18 protein-coding genes and 1 pseudogene are annotated in these 18,326 nt (G+C 71.5%); 7 read left to right on the top strand and 12 right to left on the bottom strand.

Annotated features, from left to right (window positions below; all coding sequences use genetic code 11):
- Window positions 1-45: 45 nt before the first annotated feature.
- Window positions 46-312, top strand: a complete 267-nt coding sequence (locus tag DP939_RS33735; RefSeq protein ID WP_113984901.1) for a DUF397 domain-containing protein — start codon at window positions 46-48, stop codon at window positions 310-312.
- 201 nt (window positions 313-513) lie between these two features.
- Here the strand turns inward: DP939_RS33735 and DP939_RS33730 are convergent, their stop codons facing one another.
- Window positions 514-984 carry a MarR family winged helix-turn-helix transcriptional regulator gene (locus tag DP939_RS33730; RefSeq protein WP_113984900.1) on the bottom strand — a complete coding sequence of 157 codons (471 nt, stop codon included), beginning with the start codon at window positions 982-984 and terminating at the stop codon, window positions 514-516.
- A 68-nt stretch (window positions 985-1,052) separates the two neighbouring features.
- On the opposite strand from DP939_RS33730, the pseudogene DP939_RS49430 reads away from it, so the two are divergent.
- Window positions 1,053-1,723, top strand: a pseudogene (locus DP939_RS49430) (SDR family oxidoreductase); the annotation flags it as partial.
- 172 nt (window positions 1,724-1,895) lie between these two features.
- Entirely contained in the window at window positions 1,896-2,738 is an 843-nt protein-coding gene (locus DP939_RS33720; protein ID WP_113984899.1) for a hypothetical protein, read from the top strand.
- On the opposite strand, the gene DP939_RS33715 is transcribed toward DP939_RS33720, so the two are convergent.
- The 6 genes from DP939_RS33715 to DP939_RS33690 all read right to left on the bottom strand — a co-directional run bounded on the left by DP939_RS33715 (window position 2,735) and on the right by DP939_RS33690 (window position 10,136).
- On the bottom strand, window positions 2,735-3,262 hold the full coding sequence (locus DP939_RS33715) for a type II toxin-antitoxin system RelE/ParE family toxin (RefSeq protein ID WP_113984898.1): 528 nt from the start codon (window positions 3,260-3,262) through the stop codon (window positions 2,735-2,737). The genes DP939_RS33720 and DP939_RS33715 overlap by 4 nt on opposite strands.
- A gap of 4 nt (window positions 3,263-3,266) precedes the next feature.
- Window positions 3,267-3,575, bottom strand: coding sequence for a type II toxin-antitoxin system Phd/YefM family antitoxin (locus DP939_RS33710; protein ID WP_113985020.1), 309 nt, complete (start codon window positions 3,573-3,575; stop codon window positions 3,267-3,269).
- A 39-nt stretch (window positions 3,576-3,614) separates the two neighbouring features.
- Entirely contained in the window at window positions 3,615-4,943 is a 1,329-nt protein-coding gene (locus DP939_RS33705) for an MFS transporter (RefSeq protein ID WP_113984897.1), read from the bottom strand.
- An 82-nt stretch (window positions 4,944-5,025) separates the two neighbouring features.
- Complete coding sequence (locus DP939_RS33700) at window positions 5,026-7,263, bottom strand: LCP family protein (RefSeq protein ID WP_113984896.1); 2,238 nt, start codon at window positions 7,261-7,263, stop codon at window positions 5,026-5,028.
- Between the two features lie 299 nt (window positions 7,264-7,562).
- Entirely contained in the window at window positions 7,563-8,987 is a 1,425-nt protein-coding gene (gene gndA / locus DP939_RS33695) for an NADP-dependent phosphogluconate dehydrogenase (RefSeq protein WP_113984895.1), read from the bottom strand.
- A 96-nt stretch (window positions 8,988-9,083) separates the two neighbouring features.
- A complete protein-coding gene (locus DP939_RS33690) occupies window positions 9,084-10,136 on the bottom strand; it encodes a glucose 1-dehydrogenase (protein ID WP_113984894.1) in 1,053 nt (350 codons plus the stop codon).
- A gap of 238 nt (window positions 10,137-10,374) precedes the next feature.
- On the opposite strand from DP939_RS33690, the gene DP939_RS33685 reads away from it, so the two are divergent.
- On the top strand, window positions 10,375-10,995 hold the full coding sequence (locus DP939_RS33685) for a hypothetical protein (RefSeq protein WP_147268240.1): 621 nt from the start codon (window positions 10,375-10,377) through the stop codon (window positions 10,993-10,995).
- A gap of 136 nt (window positions 10,996-11,131) precedes the next feature.
- The gene (locus tag DP939_RS33680) at window positions 11,132-11,347 is read left to right on the top strand and encodes a hypothetical protein (protein WP_113985019.1); all 216 of its coding nucleotides are present in this window, start codon (window positions 11,132-11,134) and stop codon (window positions 11,345-11,347) included.
- A 19-nt stretch (window positions 11,348-11,366) separates the two neighbouring features.
- On the opposite strand, the gene DP939_RS33675 is transcribed toward DP939_RS33680, so the two are convergent.
- From DP939_RS33675 to DP939_RS33665, 3 genes are all read right to left on the bottom strand, one after another.
- Window positions 11,367-12,113 carry an excalibur calcium-binding domain-containing protein gene (locus tag DP939_RS33675; protein ID WP_147268239.1) on the bottom strand — a complete coding sequence of 249 codons (747 nt, stop codon included), beginning with the start codon at window positions 12,111-12,113 and terminating at the stop codon, window positions 11,367-11,369.
- A gap of 127 nt (window positions 12,114-12,240) precedes the next feature.
- Window positions 12,241-13,713: an amidohydrolase family protein gene (locus DP939_RS33670; RefSeq protein WP_113984891.1), complete on the bottom strand. Its 1,473-nt coding sequence runs from the start codon at window positions 13,711-13,713 to the stop codon at window positions 12,241-12,243.
- Window positions 13,714-13,759: 46 nt separating this feature from the next.
- Entirely contained in the window at window positions 13,760-14,413 is a 654-nt protein-coding gene (locus tag DP939_RS33665; protein WP_225878668.1) for a TetR/AcrR family transcriptional regulator, read from the bottom strand.
- An 89-nt stretch (window positions 14,414-14,502) separates the two neighbouring features.
- On the opposite strand from DP939_RS33665, the gene DP939_RS33660 reads away from it, so the two are divergent.
- Window positions 14,503-15,609: an epoxide hydrolase family protein gene (locus DP939_RS33660; protein ID WP_113984889.1), complete on the top strand. Its 1,107-nt coding sequence runs from the start codon at window positions 14,503-14,505 to the stop codon at window positions 15,607-15,609.
- Here the strand turns inward: DP939_RS33660 and DP939_RS33655 are convergent.
- Window positions 15,565-16,233 (bottom strand): TetR/AcrR family transcriptional regulator, encoded by a 669-nt coding sequence (locus tag DP939_RS33655; protein WP_113984888.1) that lies wholly within the window; start codon window positions 16,231-16,233, stop codon window positions 15,565-15,567. The two genes, DP939_RS33660 and DP939_RS33655, sit on opposite strands and share 45 nt — an antisense overlap.
- A gap of 97 nt (window positions 16,234-16,330) precedes the next feature.
- On the opposite strand from DP939_RS33655, the gene DP939_RS33650 reads away from it, so the two are divergent.
- Window positions 16,331-17,128 carry an SDR family NAD(P)-dependent oxidoreductase gene (locus DP939_RS33650; RefSeq protein ID WP_113984887.1) on the top strand — a complete coding sequence of 266 codons (798 nt, stop codon included), beginning with the start codon at window positions 16,331-16,333 and terminating at the stop codon, window positions 17,126-17,128.
- Here DP939_RS33650 and DP939_RS33645 read toward each other — a convergent pair.
- Complete coding sequence (locus DP939_RS33645) at window positions 17,115-18,320, bottom strand: PucR family transcriptional regulator (RefSeq protein WP_113984886.1); 1,206 nt, start codon at window positions 18,318-18,320, stop codon at window positions 17,115-17,117. The genes DP939_RS33650 and DP939_RS33645 overlap by 14 nt on opposite strands.
- Window positions 18,321-18,326 lie beyond the last annotated feature (6 nt).

The following is an 18,326-nucleotide window of genomic DNA, read 5'->3' as shown; positions in this document are numbered from 1 at the left end:
CGACCACTTTCCGGGGAAATGCGAACAGTGAGGTGGCAGTCAACCATGCACAATGTCGATCTCTCGAACGCCGTCTGGCGCAAGAGCAGTCGCAGTAACGGGCACACCAACTGCGTTGAAGTGGCCGCTCTCCCGGGTGGGGATGCGGCGGCGGGTGTACGGCGGGCGTTCGCCGTGCGCGACACCAAGAACCGCGCCGGTGGGGCGCTGGTGTTCGGTAGGGGCGATTGGGCGTCGTTCATCGCGCATGTCAAAGCGGGTGAGTACGACGTGCGGCCGTCCAGTGGCCGACCATCAGGACCACGGATCTGAGGTCATGGGCGGCTGACAAAAGACAGCACGCCATTTGATGGAGCGGTGACCGATGGCCGCGCATCCGGCGTTTCCCTAAGCGACCGACCGGCACGATCCGGAGGGTCTGCCGGCCGTCGGGCCACCAGAAGACGAAATATCCAGGACAGAACAACGGCCCCACCCACCGTAGACGGCGCAGCCGATGTCGCGGCCGATGGCTCAGTCGTCGGCGAGGACGGCCGCGGCCGCGTCGCCGACGATGTGGCGGAGGCGGTCGTTGGCCTCCTCCAGGGCCGCGATCACCAGCATTCGAGTCTCCTCGGGCAGGTGGCCGAGGGTCTCTTCGGCGAGCTCCGCCCAGGCGCGTTCGATGGCGGGGATCAGGTCCCGGCCGCGTTCGGTCGTCACCACGCGGACCTGCCGCCGGTCAGTGGGGACCGGGACGCGGCGGAACAGTTCGGATTTGTCCATGCGGGCCAGGCTGCGGGTGGCGGTGGGCGGTTCGATGCCCAGGCGGGCGGCCAGTTCGGACACCGTCATTCCGTCACCGGCCTCGGCGAGCACCCACAGCAGCACATCCTGGCCGGGGTGCAGGCCGAGGGCGGCCAGTTTGCGCGCTTTGGCGGCCCGGTAGAGCTTGGCCCCCTTGTTCAGCGTGCGGTTGATCCTGACGACCTCGGCGAACTCCATACCACCCACCCTATCGATGTATAGTCGGCTATTAGTTCGTCGGCTATCTACCCTGAAGGAGAGCACCGATGGATCTTCGTGTGCGGGGTCGGGTGGTACTGGTCACCGGCGGTTCCGGTGCCATCGGCGCGGCCGTCGCGACCGCCTTCGCCGCCGAGGGGGCCAAGGTCGCCGTCGGCTGGCACTCCCGGCCGGACCGCGCCGACCAGGTCGTCGGCGCGATCGGCGAGGCGGGGGGCACCGCGCTCGGCGTACGCCTCGACCAGGGCGACCCCGGCTCGATGGCCGAGGCCGTGGCCACCGTCGAGGCCGGGCTCGGCGGCGTCGACGTCCTGGTCGGCAACGCGGTGGCCTGGCCCGATCGGCAGGAGACCTGGGATACGCTGGTCCGCGCGCTCACCGTGAACGTCGCGGGCACGGTACGGCTGGCCGAAACGGTGTTCCCGGGGATGCGCTCCCGGGGCTGGGGCGCGTCGTGCTGATCTCGTCGGACGTGGTGGACCAGCCGGTACCGGTGTCCGCCGGTTATCCGGCGGGCAAGTCCGCGATCGAGGCCGCGGCCCGGGTGTTCGCGCTGCGTGAGGCCCGGCACGGCATCTTGACCAACGTCGTACGCCCCGGATTCACGCTCACCGAACGCGCGCTGACCCACCCCGGCCTCGGCCAGAAGCTGGTGGACGCCGAGGCCGAGAGGACCCCCACCGGCCGCATCTGCACCCCGCAGGACGTGGCCGACCTCACCACCTACCTCGGCTCCGACGCGAACGGCCACGTCAACGGGGAGATCATCGCCGTGGCGGGCAGCCGTCACCTCACCCGATGAGACGCCGCGCGCGGGCTTGACCTTGACGCGACGTCAACGTTTCTAATGAGCATCGACACAAGGCCGGACGAGCCGCAGGAGAGGTCCGATGCTCAAAGTCGCGCGTGCCGTGATGTTCCTGGTGATTCCGGGGGAACTGCTGCTGTTCGTCCTGCTCGTCGCCGGGGTGCGCCTGCCGACGCCCGTACTGGTGGCGGCCGAGGTCGCCGCCGCGCTGGCGCTGGCCTTCGAGGTCACCACCTTCGGCCGCCTCTACCGGGCGGAACGGCGGCGTGGCGCGGCACCGCGGGCCGCGCTCGCCGGGGCCTTCGCCACGCTGGTGCCCGTGCAGGTCAGGCGGCTGCTGCTGATCGAGCTGCGCGGCATGGCCGGCCTGGGCCTCTGGCTCGCCCGCCGCCGGCACGGCGTGCCCCGGGGCGGCGTCGCCGTGTTGTACGCCCGGGAGCAGGCCACGATGACGCTGATCATGCTGCTGGCAATGGTCATCGAGACGGTCGCGCTGGACGTACTGCTGACCGCCATGGACGTGCCGACCGGCCTGCGGATCGCGGTGCTGGTGCTGGACGTCTACGGCATCCTGTACGGCCTGATGTTCGCCGCCGCCTGCGCCACCCGCCCGCATGTGATCACCCCCACCGAGCTGCGCATCCGCTACGGCGTGTACTTCGACCTGCGCATCCCCAGAGAGCTGATCACCTCGGTCCGGTCGTCCCGCAACCTCAACGAGAAGGGCATGATCGGCCTGGCCGACGGCAGGCTCGGCGTGGCCGTGTCGTCCCAGACCAACATCACCGTCGAACTCGCCGAACCCGTCACCATCACCCGCCCCCTCGGCGCCCAGGCCGAGGCCAGGGTGATCCGCTTCTTCGCCGACCACCCCGCCACCGCCCTCCGCGCCCTCCGGACCACCGAGCACGAAGCGCTCACCTAAAGAAGCGGGTCTCGTTTCGAACGGTGGTCGGCCCACAGATCGACCGCCTGCTGCAGGTCGAGGGCGGCGACCCGCTCACGGGGCAGCCCGATGGTGTAGATCAACCGGTCCGCCAGCCAGTCCGGGACGGGCTCCCTGGGCGGCGGATCGGCCGGCCGGGCGCGCTCGGCCGCCGTGCCCAGCCGCTCGATGACCAGGCCGAGCAGCACGGCCTCGGGCCGCTGATCACCGGCCGCGCGGACCCTGGCCGCCGCCTCCGCGTACACCTCCGCGTCGGCCCGCTCGCCCACGGCCCAGATCTCACAGATCTCCACCGACTTGTCCGCGCCGATCCGGTAGACGACCCGCCAGGTGTTGCGGCCGACCACCAGTTTGCGAAAACGGGTGAGTCCGTCGCCGAGCGGGTAGCCCGCTTCCGGGGCGTCCCGCAGCAGAAGGATCCTCTTCAGCACCCTGGGAACGGCGTCCGGGCCGATGCGCCGCAGGTCATCGACCGCAGCAGCGGTGAACACGACGTCGGCCACGGGGTCACTCGTCGTCAGGGAGCGCGGCCAGTGACTCGCGCGTATGCCCGAACGCGGTCAGCACGGCATCCAGCGAGACCCGCTCCCCGGTATCGGTCACCGTGCGGGCCAGCACCAAGGCCAGATCGCGCAGGTCGGCCGCCGCAGTCTCCAACTCGTGGAAGCGCTGCATGCTCACCACCGCCGCCACTGGCCGCTGCCTGCGGGTCACCACCACATCGGCGCCGTGCTCGGCATCGGCCACCAGACGGGCCACACCCTGCTGGGCGGCCTCGGTGACGCTCACCTCGGTGGCCCCGTGCAAAAGCTCCATACTCAAACTATACAGCAATCTGTATAGAAGGGTACTGGCTTATGGGCGGTCTTCGGCCAGGGGCTTGGGGGTGGGGGCTTCGGTGAAGGGGGTGCCGGGGCGGTCTTTGACAAGGAATGTGGCGATGAGGCCGATCAGGGTGACGATGGCGAGGTAGACGCCGACGGCGTAGACCGTGCCGGTGCGGGTCTGGAGGGCCTCGGCGATGGTGGGGGCGAACGCGCCGCCGAGGATCGCGCCGATGGCGTACGAGATGGCGGCGCCGCTGTAGCGGACCCGGGTGGGGTACATCTCGGCGTACAGGGCGGGCTGGGGGCCGTACGTGAAGCCGAGGCCGATGGTGAACAGGACGAGGGCGAGGATGATCAGGGCCAGGTTCGCCGTGTTGACCAGCGCGAAGAACGGGAACATCCAGGCGAGCTGGACGACGAAGCCGATCCGGTAGATGGGCAGCCGGCCGTGCCGGTCGGCGAGCCACCCGCCGAGCATGGTGCTCACCAGCCAGCCGACGGCGGAGATCATCACGGCGGCCAGCACGGTGGTGCGGTCGAGATGCAGGGTCTTGACCGCGTACGACTGGATGTACCCGCCGGTGGCCATGTACCCGACCGCGTTGTTGGCGGCGAACAGCAGCGCGCCGACGATCACCAGAGTCCAGTGGTGCTTGAACAGCGGGACGAGCGGGACGCTGGACTGCGTCCGGGTCTTCTTGACCTCCTCGAACACCGGGCTTTCCGTCACCCGGGTCCTGATGTACATGCCGAAGACGATCAGCACGACGCTGAGCAGGAAGGGGATCCGCCAGCCCCAGTCGAGGAACCGGTCCGGTCCGGTGATCGCGGCGGTGGCGGCCAGTACGCCGTTCGCGAGCAGCAGTCCGATCGGCACGCCGATCTGCGGGAACGCGCCGTACAGGCCGCGCCGGTCGGCGGGGGCGTGCTCGACCGCGAGGAGCGCGGCACCGCCCCACTCGCCGCCCGCGGAGAGGCCCTGCATGATGCGCAGCAGGACCAGCAGGATCGGGGCGGCCGCGCCGATCGCGTCGGAGGAGGGCACCAGGCCCATCAGCGCCGTGGAGACGCCCATCAGCAGGAGGGTGAAAATGAGCATGGCGCGGCGGCCGACGCGGTCGCCCAGGTGACCGGCGACGATGGCGCCGAGGGGGCGGAAGAAGAAGCTGATTCCGATCGTCGCGAAGGATACGAGAAGGGCGTTCTTTCCGGCACCGCCGAAGAATTGGGTGGCGAAGACCAGCCCGGTGCTGATCGCGTAGATGAAGAAGTCGTACCACTCGATGGTCGTGCCGACCATTGCGGCGAGTACGACGCGGCGGTGTTCCCGGTCGAGAGTGATTTTGGTGGGGGGCATCTCGACTCCTCGCAGTTCAGGGACTGCCGGTAATCGCATTCATATAAGATCATATATGATTGTTGAGAGGGGTGGCAAGGGTTCACTGACAGGCGGTGTCAAGGGAGTCCGTATTCGGGGCGAGGTCCGGTGCGGTGGGGTACACCGGGGCCGGCGAATACCAGCCATCCTCCCTGACGGAGGGCGGGGCCGGGATCGCGGTGGGCGTGCGCATTTCGCGGTTCGGGCGACGTGGGCGGCTCGGGCGCGGCGACGGGGTGGCGGTGGCACCGACCGAGGGCCGGGGCTGGTCCGTCCGTGCGGACGGTGTGCGCGTGGGAGCGTCCGGTTCGGCCGGTGCCCAGGTACGCCTGGCCGACGGCCGGGTGGGATCGCCCGACCCGGACCTGTCCTTCGACGCCCGGCCCGGCTCGGCCGCTGGATCATCCGGCCGATCACCCGGCGGTTCGGCCTGCGGCCGGTCACGGTCCCTTGGCGTACGCCCCGAATCTGCCATGGGGCCGTCAGCCGGCTCATCCGGCCCCGACGCCGGACGAGGCGGCCCGTCCGGCTCGTACGGTGGCGGAACAGGATCGCCCGCCCCGCCCCAAAGCCGGAACAGACCGCTCGACGCGCGCCTCAAGCCCGCCGAAGCGGCCCCGCGCTCCGGCGTCAGCGGTCGAGTCCAGGGCTGGAGGAGGTCGCTGGGCGTACGGCCCAAGCCCGTCAAGGGGGCCCGGCGCGCGGGTGACGCCCACGCCGGATCGCCTGTTCCCCGCGTCAGTGGCCGGGTCCAGGGCTGGAGGAGGTCGCTCGGCGTACGGCCCAAGCCGACCGCGCGGCCAGGCGACCATGCCGGATCACCTGCGCCGAGCGTCAGCGGTCCGCTTGATGTGGGGGTCAGGCCCGCTGAGGGGTCGTGGGGTTCGAGGGATGGCCAGGGTGGGTCGCTCGCTTCCAGCGATGGCTGGGCGGGGGTGGCGGGTTCGAGCGTCGGGGCGAGTCGGCCGGTCGGTGAGTGGGTGGGGGTGGCCACGGGGTAGTCGAGCGCGGCGAGGGACTGGGCGACCTTGCGGCGGATCAGGGCGTAGTCGGGATAGGCCGTGTCGATCAACGGCGGGACGAACTGCACGCTGCTCATCGGCGCGTCCTTGACCTTCGCCGACAGGTCGATCAGCGCGGGCAGCAGCGACTGCGGGATGTCGGTCGCCACCGCGCGCTTCGCGGCGTGCGCCAGCCCGTCGAAGCTGCGCAGCAGCGTGGCCGGGTCGGCCTGCCGGACGACCGCGTTGAGCAGGCACTTCTGCCGTGACATGCGCACATAGTCGCTGCTGTCGGTACGCGAGCGCCCGAACCACAGCGCCGCCTCCCCGGACAGCCGGCGGGTGCCCGCCGGGATGTGCCCCTCGTTCTGCCTGCCGTACACGATCGGGTCCTTGACCGTGATGGTCACCCCGCCGATCGCATCGATGAGCTGCGCGAACCCCCGCATGTCGATGATCACGTAATAGTTCACCGGCAGCCCGAGCACGCCGCTCACCGTCTCCTTGAGCAGCGTCGCCCCGTATCGGCCGCGCGGTGCGCCGGGGACGATCTCGGGGTGCTCCTCGGCGTACTGGTAGATCTCGTTGAGCAGCCCGGGGGTGTGCGGCGGCGTGCCGCTGAAGCCCCACGGGAACCGGGCCCTGGCCGGGCCGGGCGGCAGGGGGACGCGTTGCAGGTTGCGCGGCAGGCCGAACAGCACGCTCCGGCCGGTCGCGGTGTCGATGGTCGCGAGCGTGACGCTGTCGGTGCGTACGCCGTACCGGCCCGCGGCGGAGTCCGCGCCGAGCAGCAGGATGTTCAACCGGCGCCGACCGGCCCATGGGTCCGGCCCGCTGCCCTGGCCGGGGGCGAACACGCTGGTCACCAGGTCGCTGGACACGTACGCGAGCCGGGCCAGCAACAGCGTGGGCGTCGCCACGACCAGGCACAGCAGGCCGACCATGGCGGTCATCAGCGGCCCGGCGGGCTGGTCGGCGGGCCGTACCAGCCGCCACGAGCACACGATCACCGACACCCAGACCAGCGCCACGGCGACCAGCGCGGCGGCCAGGCCGGTCAGCCAGCCGGGCTGCACGGCGAGCGTGAGCAGCCGGGCCCGGTGGCCGGTGACCAGGACGACGGCGGCGACCACCACCGCCGCCTGGGCGGCCATCAGGCCCAGCCCGGTACGCCCGCGCCACGCCACCAGGTGCGCCAGCCCCCAGAGGACGGCGGACCCGGCGGTGAGCGCGAACCCCTTACCCGTGCCGAACCCCTTGCTCTCGGCACCATGCCTGCCGACGCGCCCGTTCCGCATAAGCCGCCGCCCCCTCGCGATCAGCCGCCGCCCTTCGCATCCGACCTCAGAGGAGAAAGCCCATCACAGAACCGATGGTTTCTCCGCTGACGTCGGCATACGCCGGGTAAAGATCGCGCGAGCGTAGATCGCTGAGTAACAGCGGGTCAGCCGGACATACCCGGTCGCCCTCCTGCCGTCCGTTCCATGTGACCCGTCCGCCTCACCCGATACACACCGCTATGCGGTCCGCGCGAGTCGCCAGATGCCGTCTGGGCCGGGCTGGGCCGGCCCGGCCCGGCCCGGATGTTTCACGTGAATCAATTGGCGGGTTCTTCGGTGCGGCCGGACTCCCAGCGGGTGTGGAAGGAGCCCTCCGCGTCCACCCGGCGGTAGGTGTGGGCGCCGAAGAAGTCGCGTTGGGCCTGGGTGAGGGCGGCGGGGAGGCGGTCGGCGCGGAGGGCGTCGTAGTAGGCGAGGGCCGAGGCGAAGCCCGGGGCCGGGATGCCGAGGCGGGCGGAGGTGGCGACGATGCCGCGCCAGGCGTTCTGGGCGTCGCCGAGGGCCTGGGTGAAGTGGTCGTCGGTGAGCAGCGTCGGGCGCTGCGGGTCGGACTCGTAGGCCCCGCGGATGCGGTCCAGGAACTTGGCGCGGATGATGCAGCCGCCGCGCCAGATCGTCGCCATCGCGCCGGGATCGATCTCCCACCCGTACTCCGCGCTGGCCGCCTGGATCTGGTTGAACCCCTGCGCGTACGCGATGATCTTGGACGCGTACAGCGCCTTCTCCACGTCGTCCGGAGACACGTCCCCGGCTGCGGCGCGCGGCCCCGGCAGTCCGTGGCCCGCCTGACGCAGCTCGGCGTGCCCGGACACCGACCGCGCGAACACCGCCTCGGCGATGCCACTGACCGGTACGCCCAGGTCGAGCGCGGTCTGTACGGTCCAGCGCCCGGTGCCCTTCTGTTCGGCCTGGTCGAGAATGATGTCCACGAACGGCTTGCCGGTCCTGGCGTCGGTGTGCGCGAGGACTTCGGCGGTGATCTCGATCAGGTAGGAATCGAGCCGTCCTGAGTTCCACGACCTGAAGACCTCGGCGATCTCCGCGGGCGCCAGCCCCGCTCCCTGCCTGAGCAGGTCGTACGCCTCCGCGATGAGCTGCATGTCGGCGTACTCGATGCCGTTGTGGACCATCTTCACGAAGTGGCCCGCGCCGTCAGGGCCCACATGGACGCAGCACGGCGTGCCGTCCACCGTGGCGGCGATGCTCTCCAGCAGCGGGCCGAGCGCCTGATAGGACTCGGCGGAACCGCCCGGCATGATGCTCGGGCCGTTCAGCGCGCCCTCCTCGCCGCCCGAGATGCCCGCGCCGACGAAGTGCAGGCCGCGCTCGCGCAGCGCCGCCTCGCGCCTGCGGGTGTCGGCGAAGTGCGCGTTGCCGCCGTCCACGATCATGTCGCCCGGTTCGAGCAGCGGGGCGAACTCCTCGATCACCGCGTCGGTCGGCGCGCCCGCCTTGACCATGATGACCAGCCTGCGCGGGCGTTCCAGGGAGGCGACGAACTCCTCCGCCGTCTCGGCGGGCACGAACCGGCCCTCGTGCCCGAACTCCTCCACCAGCGCCTTCGTACGGGCCACGGTCCGGTTGTGCAGCGCCACCACGTGCCCGTGCCTGGCGAGGTTACGGGCCAGGTTGCGGCCCATGACCGCGAGGCCGGTCACTCCGATGACTGCCTTGTCCGCCATATCGGCTCCTTGCCGTTTCGCGTCGTCGCCATTTCACTCGATTTACTCGACCAATCCTGCATCCAGGACGGGAACGGCGCAGCGTCACCCCCGAACTCAGGCGGTCAGATCGATTACCACCTTGACGTCGTCGGGGCCGGGGGCCATCGCCTCCTGGGCCTGTTCCAGCGGAATCCGGCGGGTGATCATCCGCTCCAGCCAGCCGCGGTCGGCCTTGGCGAGCGATTCGGCGGCGAGCCGGTAGTGGTGCAGGTTGGCGTTGACCGAGCCGAACACCACGTCGTTCTCCAGCACGATGTCCCGGTTGATGGACCCGGCGTCCACCTGGAGCGGGCGTCCGGTGGCGGACACGCCGGTCAGGCAGACGATCCCGGCCGCCGCCGTGTTGGCCATCGCGTCGAAGACCAGCCGCCCGACGCCGGTGGCCTCGATGATGATGTCCGGTTTGGTCTCGCCGACCGCGTCAGGGATCGTCCCGGTGTGGTAGGTCGCGCCCAGGTCGGTGGCGAGCGCGGGCTTGACCCCCTTCTCGGCCAGGTCCAGCACGTGTACTTCGAGGCCGCGCTGCCGGCCCATCATGGCGGCCAGCAGGCCGATCGGCCCGGCCCCCGTGACCAGCACGCTCCTCGGCCCGTACCAGGCCCGCGCGCCGATCCGCCCGATCTGGTCCCACGCCTTGGCGAGCACGGTGGCGGGCTCCATGAGCACCCCGACGCGTTCCAGCGCCGGGTCCAGTTTGACCGCGTAGCCGGCCTCCACGGTCCACAGTTCGCTGCCGTACCCGTGGATCTGCTTGATGCCGTGCTCCACGTAACGCCCGTTGCGGCACATGTCGAACTCACCGCGTGCACACGCCGGGCACGGCACCGGGTCGGGACGGCGTACCACGCCCACCACCAGGTCGCCCTCGGCGAAATCGGAGCCGTCGGGGGCCTGGACGACCTGGCCGAGGGACTCGTGTCCGAGGATGAGCCGGTCCGCGCCCTCCGGTGGCCAGCCGTACTCGCCGTTGACGATCTCCCGGTCGGTGCCGCAGATGCCCAGCGCCAGCCCGCGCACCAGCAGGTCGCCTTCGTGCGGCACGGGATCGGGAACCTCTTCGACCCGTAGTGACCCGGGCTGGCTGGTTTTAACCGTTATGGCGCGCATACCGTTCCCCTTCTGAGGCCGTGTACCAGCGCATTTACCCCCGCGCCCAGCCCTTAGGCCGACGGTGCCCCGCGGGCGTTTGCGGTGCTTTGAGAGGGGTGTCGCCTGCACGGGCGTCCAACACCTGAGATACTTGAGGTACCCGGCTACCCCGCCATGACGGCCATCCGCGCAGCATATCCCTCAGGAGGGCCATGAATATCGTCCCTGTACACAGCAGTCACCCGCATGCACGATCATGAAGGTTCAGCCGAAGAAACGCGCCCGAGACGTCTCTCTCGCCTTGACCTACGCCTGTACCGTCAGCGCCCATGAGATGGTCGTCGGCGACCGGCCCGACGTGCCGACCGTGGAACGCGGCACCACCTGGGAGCCCCGGCTGGTCAGCCGCCACCGCGAACTGACCGAGATGTTCGCGCGGCTGTTGCTCGTCCGCCTGCGCGCCCGGGTCGATCGGCTGGCCGCGCTGGAGAGCGAGTGCCGCCGGCGGGCCGCCGAGGCGGCGCTGCCCGGTGCGCTGGCCGGAGTCCTGCGGCACATGGCGAGCGGGCGCGGCCCGGGCGCCGTGGCCGGTTCGGTGCGCTGGCTGTGCTCCCCGGTACGGCGGCGCGACTACCGCCGCGCGCACTCCCTCGCCGCCCACCTCGCCGACCTGGCCCGTACCACAGTGATCGAGGCCGGCGCGGCACGCGACCCGGTGGTCCGCACCCGGCTCCTCGCGGCCACCCGCTACCAGGCCACCCGCGACGTCCTCGACTTCACCCTCGGTGATCCCTCCCTCGCCGGTCCACCCGACCGCCTGCTCGCCGAACTCGACTGGCTCGACACCCACCTACCGCCCCGCGAAGGGCGTTCCTGACCCTGCCCGGGCGGGCCGCCATCATGCATGTGACGCGCGTGCCGCCCCGGGCAGGCCCCTAACTCCCCGGCAACTCCCTGGCAGGCCTGAATCGTCCCTCTCGTCCGGGACGCCGGAACCTGTCAGAGTTATGCGCATGCGATGCACCCAGTGCGATGGCGCCGATCTGGAGCCGGGCTTCATCGAGGACAACGGAGAGGCGTCCCAGGGGTACGGGCGGTGGATCCCAGGTCCGCTGGAACGCGGGATCTTCGGCGGGGCCCGGCGAATGGGCAAGCCGCGCTGGATCATCGACGCGTTCCGCTGCACCCGCTGCTCTCATCTGGAGCTGTTCGTACGCCCGAAGGACTGAACCCCGGCAACCGCGGGCGTCAGAACACGCACACCACGCCGTCGCCGTCGCGATCGACGTACCACTTGTACTCCGGGTGCTCGCCCCTGCGGTAGTTGCCGTGGCCGTGCGCGTTGGCCTCTTCGCAGGTGGCGTACCGGGAGTGCGGCTCGGTGCGCAACCCGACCGGCGCGGACTGCGGCTGAGAATCCACCGGCTGCTGGTTCTGGTTCTGTGCGGGCGGTTGCTGGTTCTGCCCGGAAGGTTGCTGTTGCTGCTCCTGCGCGGGCGGCTGTTGCGTGCCGCCGCCGCCGAGGATCAGCACGATCGGCGTGTCCGTGGTGGCCTGCTGCCCCGCGCCCGGTGACTGCGCTACCACCCGGTACTGGCTCTCCTGGGTGACCTGCGTGCCGTCCGTGGATCGCGCCGTGACGGACGTGAACCCCAGCCGGGTCACCGTGGCCCGCGCCGTGGCCCCGTCCATCCCGGACAGATCGGGCACGGCGACCTGTGCGGCCGCCGGCTGCGAGGGATCGGACACCCCCGGATCGGATGGGACGAACTCCTGCCCTACGTCCGGCTCCGCCGTGGCCACCGGTGTCGGGGTCGCCGGCGTGATGCCGCCCGTGTAGACGATGGCCAGCGCGCCCGCGACCGACAGCACCGCCAGGATGATCCCGATGACCACCAGGGCGATGGCCAGGTGCCTGGGCATCTCGCGGCGCGGCGGCTCCGGCGGAGGCTGCGGCGGTATCCACGGATAGTGCCCGGGAGGCGGATGACTCACCGCGACCTCCCGCGTCGTCTGCTGAGGATTCACTGACCGTGCCAGGGGCTCGCCGACCGTTCTGGCCAACCGTGCTAAAGGTTCGCCAACCGGATTCTAAACGTTTTCAGCTACCAAATCGCCGCTCTCAGCGGCGGATCGGCCGCCCGGGCAGTGCCGAAAGCACGAGTTCGCCGTCGCTCACCACGGCCTCGCCCGCGACGAACACGTGCGCGTATCCGGCCGAGGGACGCGTGCTGTCCTCGTACGTGGACCGGTCGGTGACCGTGGCCGGGTCGAAGACCACCAGGTCGGCGTCACACCCGGCCTGGACGCGCCCCTTGCGGCGCAGCGCGGGCGCCGACTCGCCGAGCACCCGGGCGGGCAGCGTGCTGGCCCGGTGGACCGCCTCCAGCAGCGACAGCGCCCCGGTCTCGCGCACGTAGTGGCGCAGCACCTTGGAGAACGTGCCCGCCGTGCGCGGGTGGGTCACCGCGGCCTTCGGCAGCGGCCAGGCGTACGGGTCAGGGACGCCGGAGGTCCAGGTCAGCGGCATCGCGTCAGAACCGATCACGGTGCTTCCGGCGAGCAGCGCCCGGTCCAGGAAGATCCGGTCGGCGGGCAGCCGCTCGTCCAGGGAGTGGATGATGGCCAGCCCGCCGGGGTCGTCGGCGCGCAGCCTGGCCAGCCGGGCGGCGTCGGCCACGCGTTCGCCGGTCGGGGTGTACACGATCGAACTCGGCGTCATGCCCCACTCGGCCAGCCGCTCGGGGGCCAGGAACGACGCGCCGATGCCGGTCATGCCCGCGCCGTACGGGTACGCCTCGGTGGACACCCGCGCGCCCTCGGCGCGGACCTTCTCCACCAGGCCGAGCACCCGGTCGATCTGCCGCGTGGAGGTGCTGTTGACGTGGCAGTAGTGCATGTGCGCGCCGGTCTCGGCGGCGACCTTGGTCAGCTCCTCGGCTCCGTCGATGAGGATGTCGGGCACGCGTTCGACCAGGTCACGGCTGTGCGTGTAGGTCGGTACGCCCGCCGCCGCGGCCAGTGCGGCCACCGCCGCGTACTCCTCGTGGGCGACGCCGGGCGCGTAGCCCATCAGGATGCCGATGCCCAGCGCGCCGTTGGCCAGCTCGCCGCCGAGCAGCTCCAGGATCTCGTCGAGCGCGCGGCCGGTGGCGGGGGCCTGCCAGCGCGGGTCGCCGACGCGGCTGAGCGTCGCGCCGATGCCGCCGCCGGGCGGCATGCCGCCGATGACCGCCATTCTGGCCTGGGTCCAGGAGGCGGCGAAGCCGAAGTTGAGCGGACGGCCCTCGGCGGTCGCCTCGTCGTACGCCTCGGCCACCGGCGTGGCCCCGGCCTCCAGCTCAAGGGCGGTGGTGACGCCGTCGAGGGCCTGGAGCCGGTGCCCGGCCAGCGTCTGGGCGTGGCTGTGCATGTCGATCCAGCCGGGCGCGACGGCGAGCCCGGACACGTCGAGCGTGCGCCGGCCGTGCAGGGGCGTCGTGGAGACGGCGGTGATGACGTCTCCCGTCACGCCGACGTCGGCCACGGCGTCGAGATTCGTCTCCGGATCGAGGACTCGCCCGCCACGGAGCACCAGATCGTGCGTCTCGGCCACCGGCCGATCATATCCGGGGCCGTTCCGAGGTCCAGGGCATGACCCGCTACGGCTTGTGCCTGGGCATCCAGCGCTCGCCCAGCTCGCGCGCGGTGGGGGCGCTGCCCGGCAGCGGCGTGGCCGGGGCGGGGGCGGCGCGCAGCGCGTCCAGCGTGAGGGTGAGGTAGCGGTGGCGCAGCTCGGAGATCCGCTCGGGTGAGCCGATCTTGATCGCGGTCTGCTGTTCGAGCAGCATGGTCAGGTCGTTCAGCTCGATGTCCGGGCGGATCACCCCGGCGTTCCTGACCGCGTCGAACAGTGCCGTGTTCAGCTCCTCGGCGCGGGCGCTCTCGCGCATGTGGTCGTCGGTGGGCGTGAACGTGCCCGCCAGGTTTTGCGTCAGGGAGTGGGTGTCGGCGTCGGTCAGCCCGCGCAGGAACCCCTCGAACGCGGTCCACGGGTCGCCGCCGCCGTTGAGCACCGCAAGCGCGGCCTCCGCCTCGGCGTTGTAGCGCTTCAGCCCGTCAAGGCAGAGCTTGCGAAGTAGCTCCTCTTTTGAGGGGTATCGCCGGTAGAGGGCACTGATGCCCACTCCGGCGTGCTCGGCGACCGCCGCGATGGGGGCGCTCGGATCGGCCACGAAGACGGCCCGGGCGGATTGCAGGATCACCTCGTCGTTGCGGGCCGCCTGCGCCCGGCGCCCGCTCATGGGTGCGTTCATACGCCCCAGAGTAGCAGTAGAACGAATCATTCCGTTCTGCTAGAGTGAGAGCAGAACGTTCCGTTCCGGATAACTGCCAAGGAGTTCCTGTGATCAAGCCGTTCCGTCTCGACATCCCGCAGGCCGACCTCGACGACCTCCAGGCGCGGCTGGACCGCACCCGCTTCGCCGAGGAGCTGCCCGGCGCCGGCGGTGACTACGGCGTTCCGGTGAGCCGCGTCCGGGCGCTGGTCGAGCGGTGGCGCGACGGGTTCGACTGGCGGGCGCTGGAGGCCCGGATCAACGCCCACCCGCAGTTCACCACCGAGATCGACGGCCACGAGGTGCACTTCCTGCACGTACGCTCGCCCGAGCCGGATGCCTTCCCCCTGGTCCTGACGCACGGCTGGCCCGGCACGATCGTCGAGTACCTGGACGTGATCGGCCCGCTCACCGACCCCCGGGCGCACGGCGGCGACCCGGCCACCGCGTTCGACCTGGTCATCCCGTCCATCCCGGGCTTCGGCCCGTCCGGCCCGACCACCGAGCGCGGCTGGAACCGCTACCGCGTCGCCGCCGCCTGGGCCGAGCTGATGGCCAGGCTCGGCTACGAGCGGTACGGCGCGGCCGGCAACGACGGCGGCTCGTTCGTCTCCCCCGAGCTGGGCCGGATCGCCCCGGACCGGGTGGCGGGCGTCCACGTCACGCAGATCTTCTCCTTCCCCTCCGGCGACCCCGCAGAGCCGGCCGACCTGACCGAGGACGAGCAGGCGGCCATCGCGCACCTGCAGTGGTTCTGGGAGAACATGGGGGCCTTCAACCAGCTTCAGGCCCAGCAGCCGCAGACCCTCGCGCACGCCATGGCCGACTCCCCGGCGGGCGTGGCGGGCTGGTTCGGGCAGCTTCTCGGCGAGGACGTCGAGCCGGACTTCGCGCTGGCCAACATCGCGATGCACTGGCTGTGCGGCACCACGGCCTCCTCGATGCGCTTCTACTACGAGGACGCCAAGGCCACCCCGCCCACCGGGCCGACGACCGTGCCGATCGGGCTGGCGCAGTTCGGCGACGACTTCAAGTCGATCCGCAGGTTCGCCGAGCGCGACCACGCGCGCATCGCCGCCTGGAACACCTACGACCAGGGCGGCCACTACGCCGCCCACCAGGTCCCCGAGCTACTGGCCGGCGACGTCCGCGCGTTCTTCGCCGGTCTGCGCTGACCCGGTTTGTGCTGACCCGGTTTGTGCTGACCCGGTGTGTGCTGACCGTTCGCGATCTCCGGGGCCCAGGAGGGCTTCGGCGAGCCGCCGGTAGTACGGCTCGATCTGGTCGTAGGAGGCGTCGGCGAGGGCGGGGGAGCGGACCACCGACCGAGCCACGCTGATGCCGAGGACGAGGGCCCCGAGCAGCTCCGCGCGCAGCGCGGGGTCGGGGCCCTCGACCAGTTCTTCCAGGCCCTTCATGAAGCCGCCGCAGATCTGCTCCTGCATCCGCCGGTGCGCGGGCTCGTGGGCGGAGGAGCGCAGCATCGCCACGAACGGGTGCTCGCCGCCGGTCTGCCGCCAGTCCTGGGACACCACCGAACGCAACAGCAGGTAGGGCAGGTCACCGGCCGGACCGTCGAGCACGGCCGCGCCCTCCTGGCCGCCCGCGTTGGCCACCTCGTCGAACAGGCCCTGCTTGGAGCCGAAGTAGCGGAAGATCAGGGTGGCGTCCACCCCGGCGTCGCGGGCGATGTCCCGGACGCTCGCGGCCTCGTACCCCTCGCGGGTGAAACGGACCCTCGCCGCCGCCAGCAGCGCGGCCCGTGTGGCCTCCCGGTCGCGTCTGCGTCCTTCGCCCATCGGCCGTCCCTTCCGTCATCGATCGTTGACATGTTAGCCGCCGGTCCCGTACGTTCACCTTTGTCAGCGTTCGATGACTTACCTTAGAGGTGGGCCGATGAGCACCTATGTCATGACCGGCACCGATGGCATCGCGCGGGCGATGGCCCTGGCCAGGCTGCGCGCGGGCGACACCGTGGTGGTCGTCGGCCGCAGCGCCGAACGTGGGAAGAGCCTGCTCGACGCGGGGGACGCGGTGTTCCTGCGGGCCGATCTCAGCCTGGTCGCCGAGACCCGCCGGGTGGCCGGCGAGATCGCCGAGCGCTTCCCGGTGATCGACGGCCTGGTGATGTGCGCGCAGCACGGGCGAAGCACCCGCCTGGAGACGGCCGAAGGGCTGGAGAACACGTTCGCGCTGTACTACCTGAGCCGTCACATCCTCGCCGACGCGCTCGCCGTGCCGCTGGAGCGGGCCGCGCGGCCCGTCGTACTGAACGTGTGCGCTCCGGGGGTGGACGCGGGGGAGATCCACTGGGGCGATCTCCAGCTCCGCGACGGCTACGCCATGATGACCGCGATCCTGCAGGCCAGCAGGCTGAACGACCTGCTCGGCGTCGCCCACGGCGCCCGGCCCGGCCGCACCCGCTACGTGCTGGTCAACCCGGGCGGCGTGGCGACCAGCTTCTCCGGGGAGTACGACGCCGAGACCGTCGCCGCGATCGAACGCGCCCGCGCGGTCGCCCAGCCGGTCGACGAGGCCGTCGTGCCGATCCTCGCCCTGCTCACCGACCCGCCCGCCGACCAGGTCAGCGCCTACGTCCAGGGCGAGCGGATCGCCATGGACGGCCCCGCCTTCGACCCCGCCGCCGCCGGACGGCTGCGCACGCTGACCGGCGACCTGCTCAGCCGGGTGTGATCCGCGGAGCGTCGTACGGCAGCAGTTCTTCGGCGCGCAGCGCGAGCAGGATGTCCGGGCGCACCAGATCGGCCGCCGAACCCGCGCCGAGCAGCGTCAGAATGCGGCGAACGCGGTAGCTGACGGTGTTCTCGTGGATGGCCAGCCGCTGGGCGGTGACCCGCGTGGACAGCCCGGTGGTCAGGAACACCCGCAGCGTCTCGATCAGCGCCGGGCTGGGCCGCAGCGGGCGCAGGATGGTGTCGGCCAGCAGCCGGGCGTCCAGCGGGTTGCCGAGCAGCAGCACCTCGGGCACGACCCGCTCGAACGGCACCACCACCCGGTCGGCCCGCGTCCGCAGGCCCGCCTCCAGCGCCGACATCGCCTCCCGGCACGACCCGCCCGCCTCGCCCAGCCGGGGACGCGGCTCGCCCAGGCCGATGACCAGGCCCTCCGGCACCCCCGGGCGGGTGGCCGCGCGGGCGAACGCGTCGGCGATGCCCGGCGAGTCGGCCAGTACCAGCAGCAGCGTGGAACCCCGGGCCCCGACGAGCAACCGGCTGCGCAGCCGTGGCGTCACCGCGTCCAGGATGATCCGCTGGGCGCGGGTGAGGGCCAGCGCCCCGGCGTCTGGGGGCAGCCCGATCGCCGCCGCCCGGTGCGGCACCTGGGCGGGCACGCCGACCAGGCGGGCGCGTTCTTCGACGTCGGCCGGGTCCAGCGGTTCGCCGCCGGCCAGCCGGGAGACCAGGTCGGTGGCGATCTGGTCCAGGTGGCCCGCCGACTCGGTGCGGGTGGTCCGGTACGCGTCGATGGACGCCTCGGCCAGCGCGTCGGTGGCCGAGGCCAGCCGGTGCGACAGGTCGATCAGGCCCACGGTGTCGAGTGGCGGGCCGGCCGCCGCGAAGCGTTCCAGCAGCTCGCGTTCGGCGGCGTGCCAGGAGGCGACCACGCCTTCCACCGGCACGCCCTGGATGGCCCGGCGCTGGCCGAGGGCCGCCGCCGGGGCCAGCTCCTCGCCGCGCGGCAGGCGGCGCGCGGCCACGGCGGTGAGCAGCGCGCGGACGTTGAGCGCCACCACGTTCGCCAGGTCCTCGACGTCCATCCGGGCGTCGTCGTAGCCGGGCAGATGGCCCCAGACGGCGGACACGAGCACGGCGGCGATATCGTCGGCCTGCTGGTGGAGAAGCCGGGCCCGTTGTGTCAGATCCACAAACGC

The sequence above is a fragment of the Spongiactinospora rosea genome (genome assembly GCF_003315795.1).
Lineage (GTDB): Bacteria > Actinomycetota > Actinomycetes > Streptosporangiales > Streptosporangiaceae > Spongiactinospora > Spongiactinospora rosea.
This window is presented reverse-complemented; position numbering and strand designations above follow the sequence as displayed.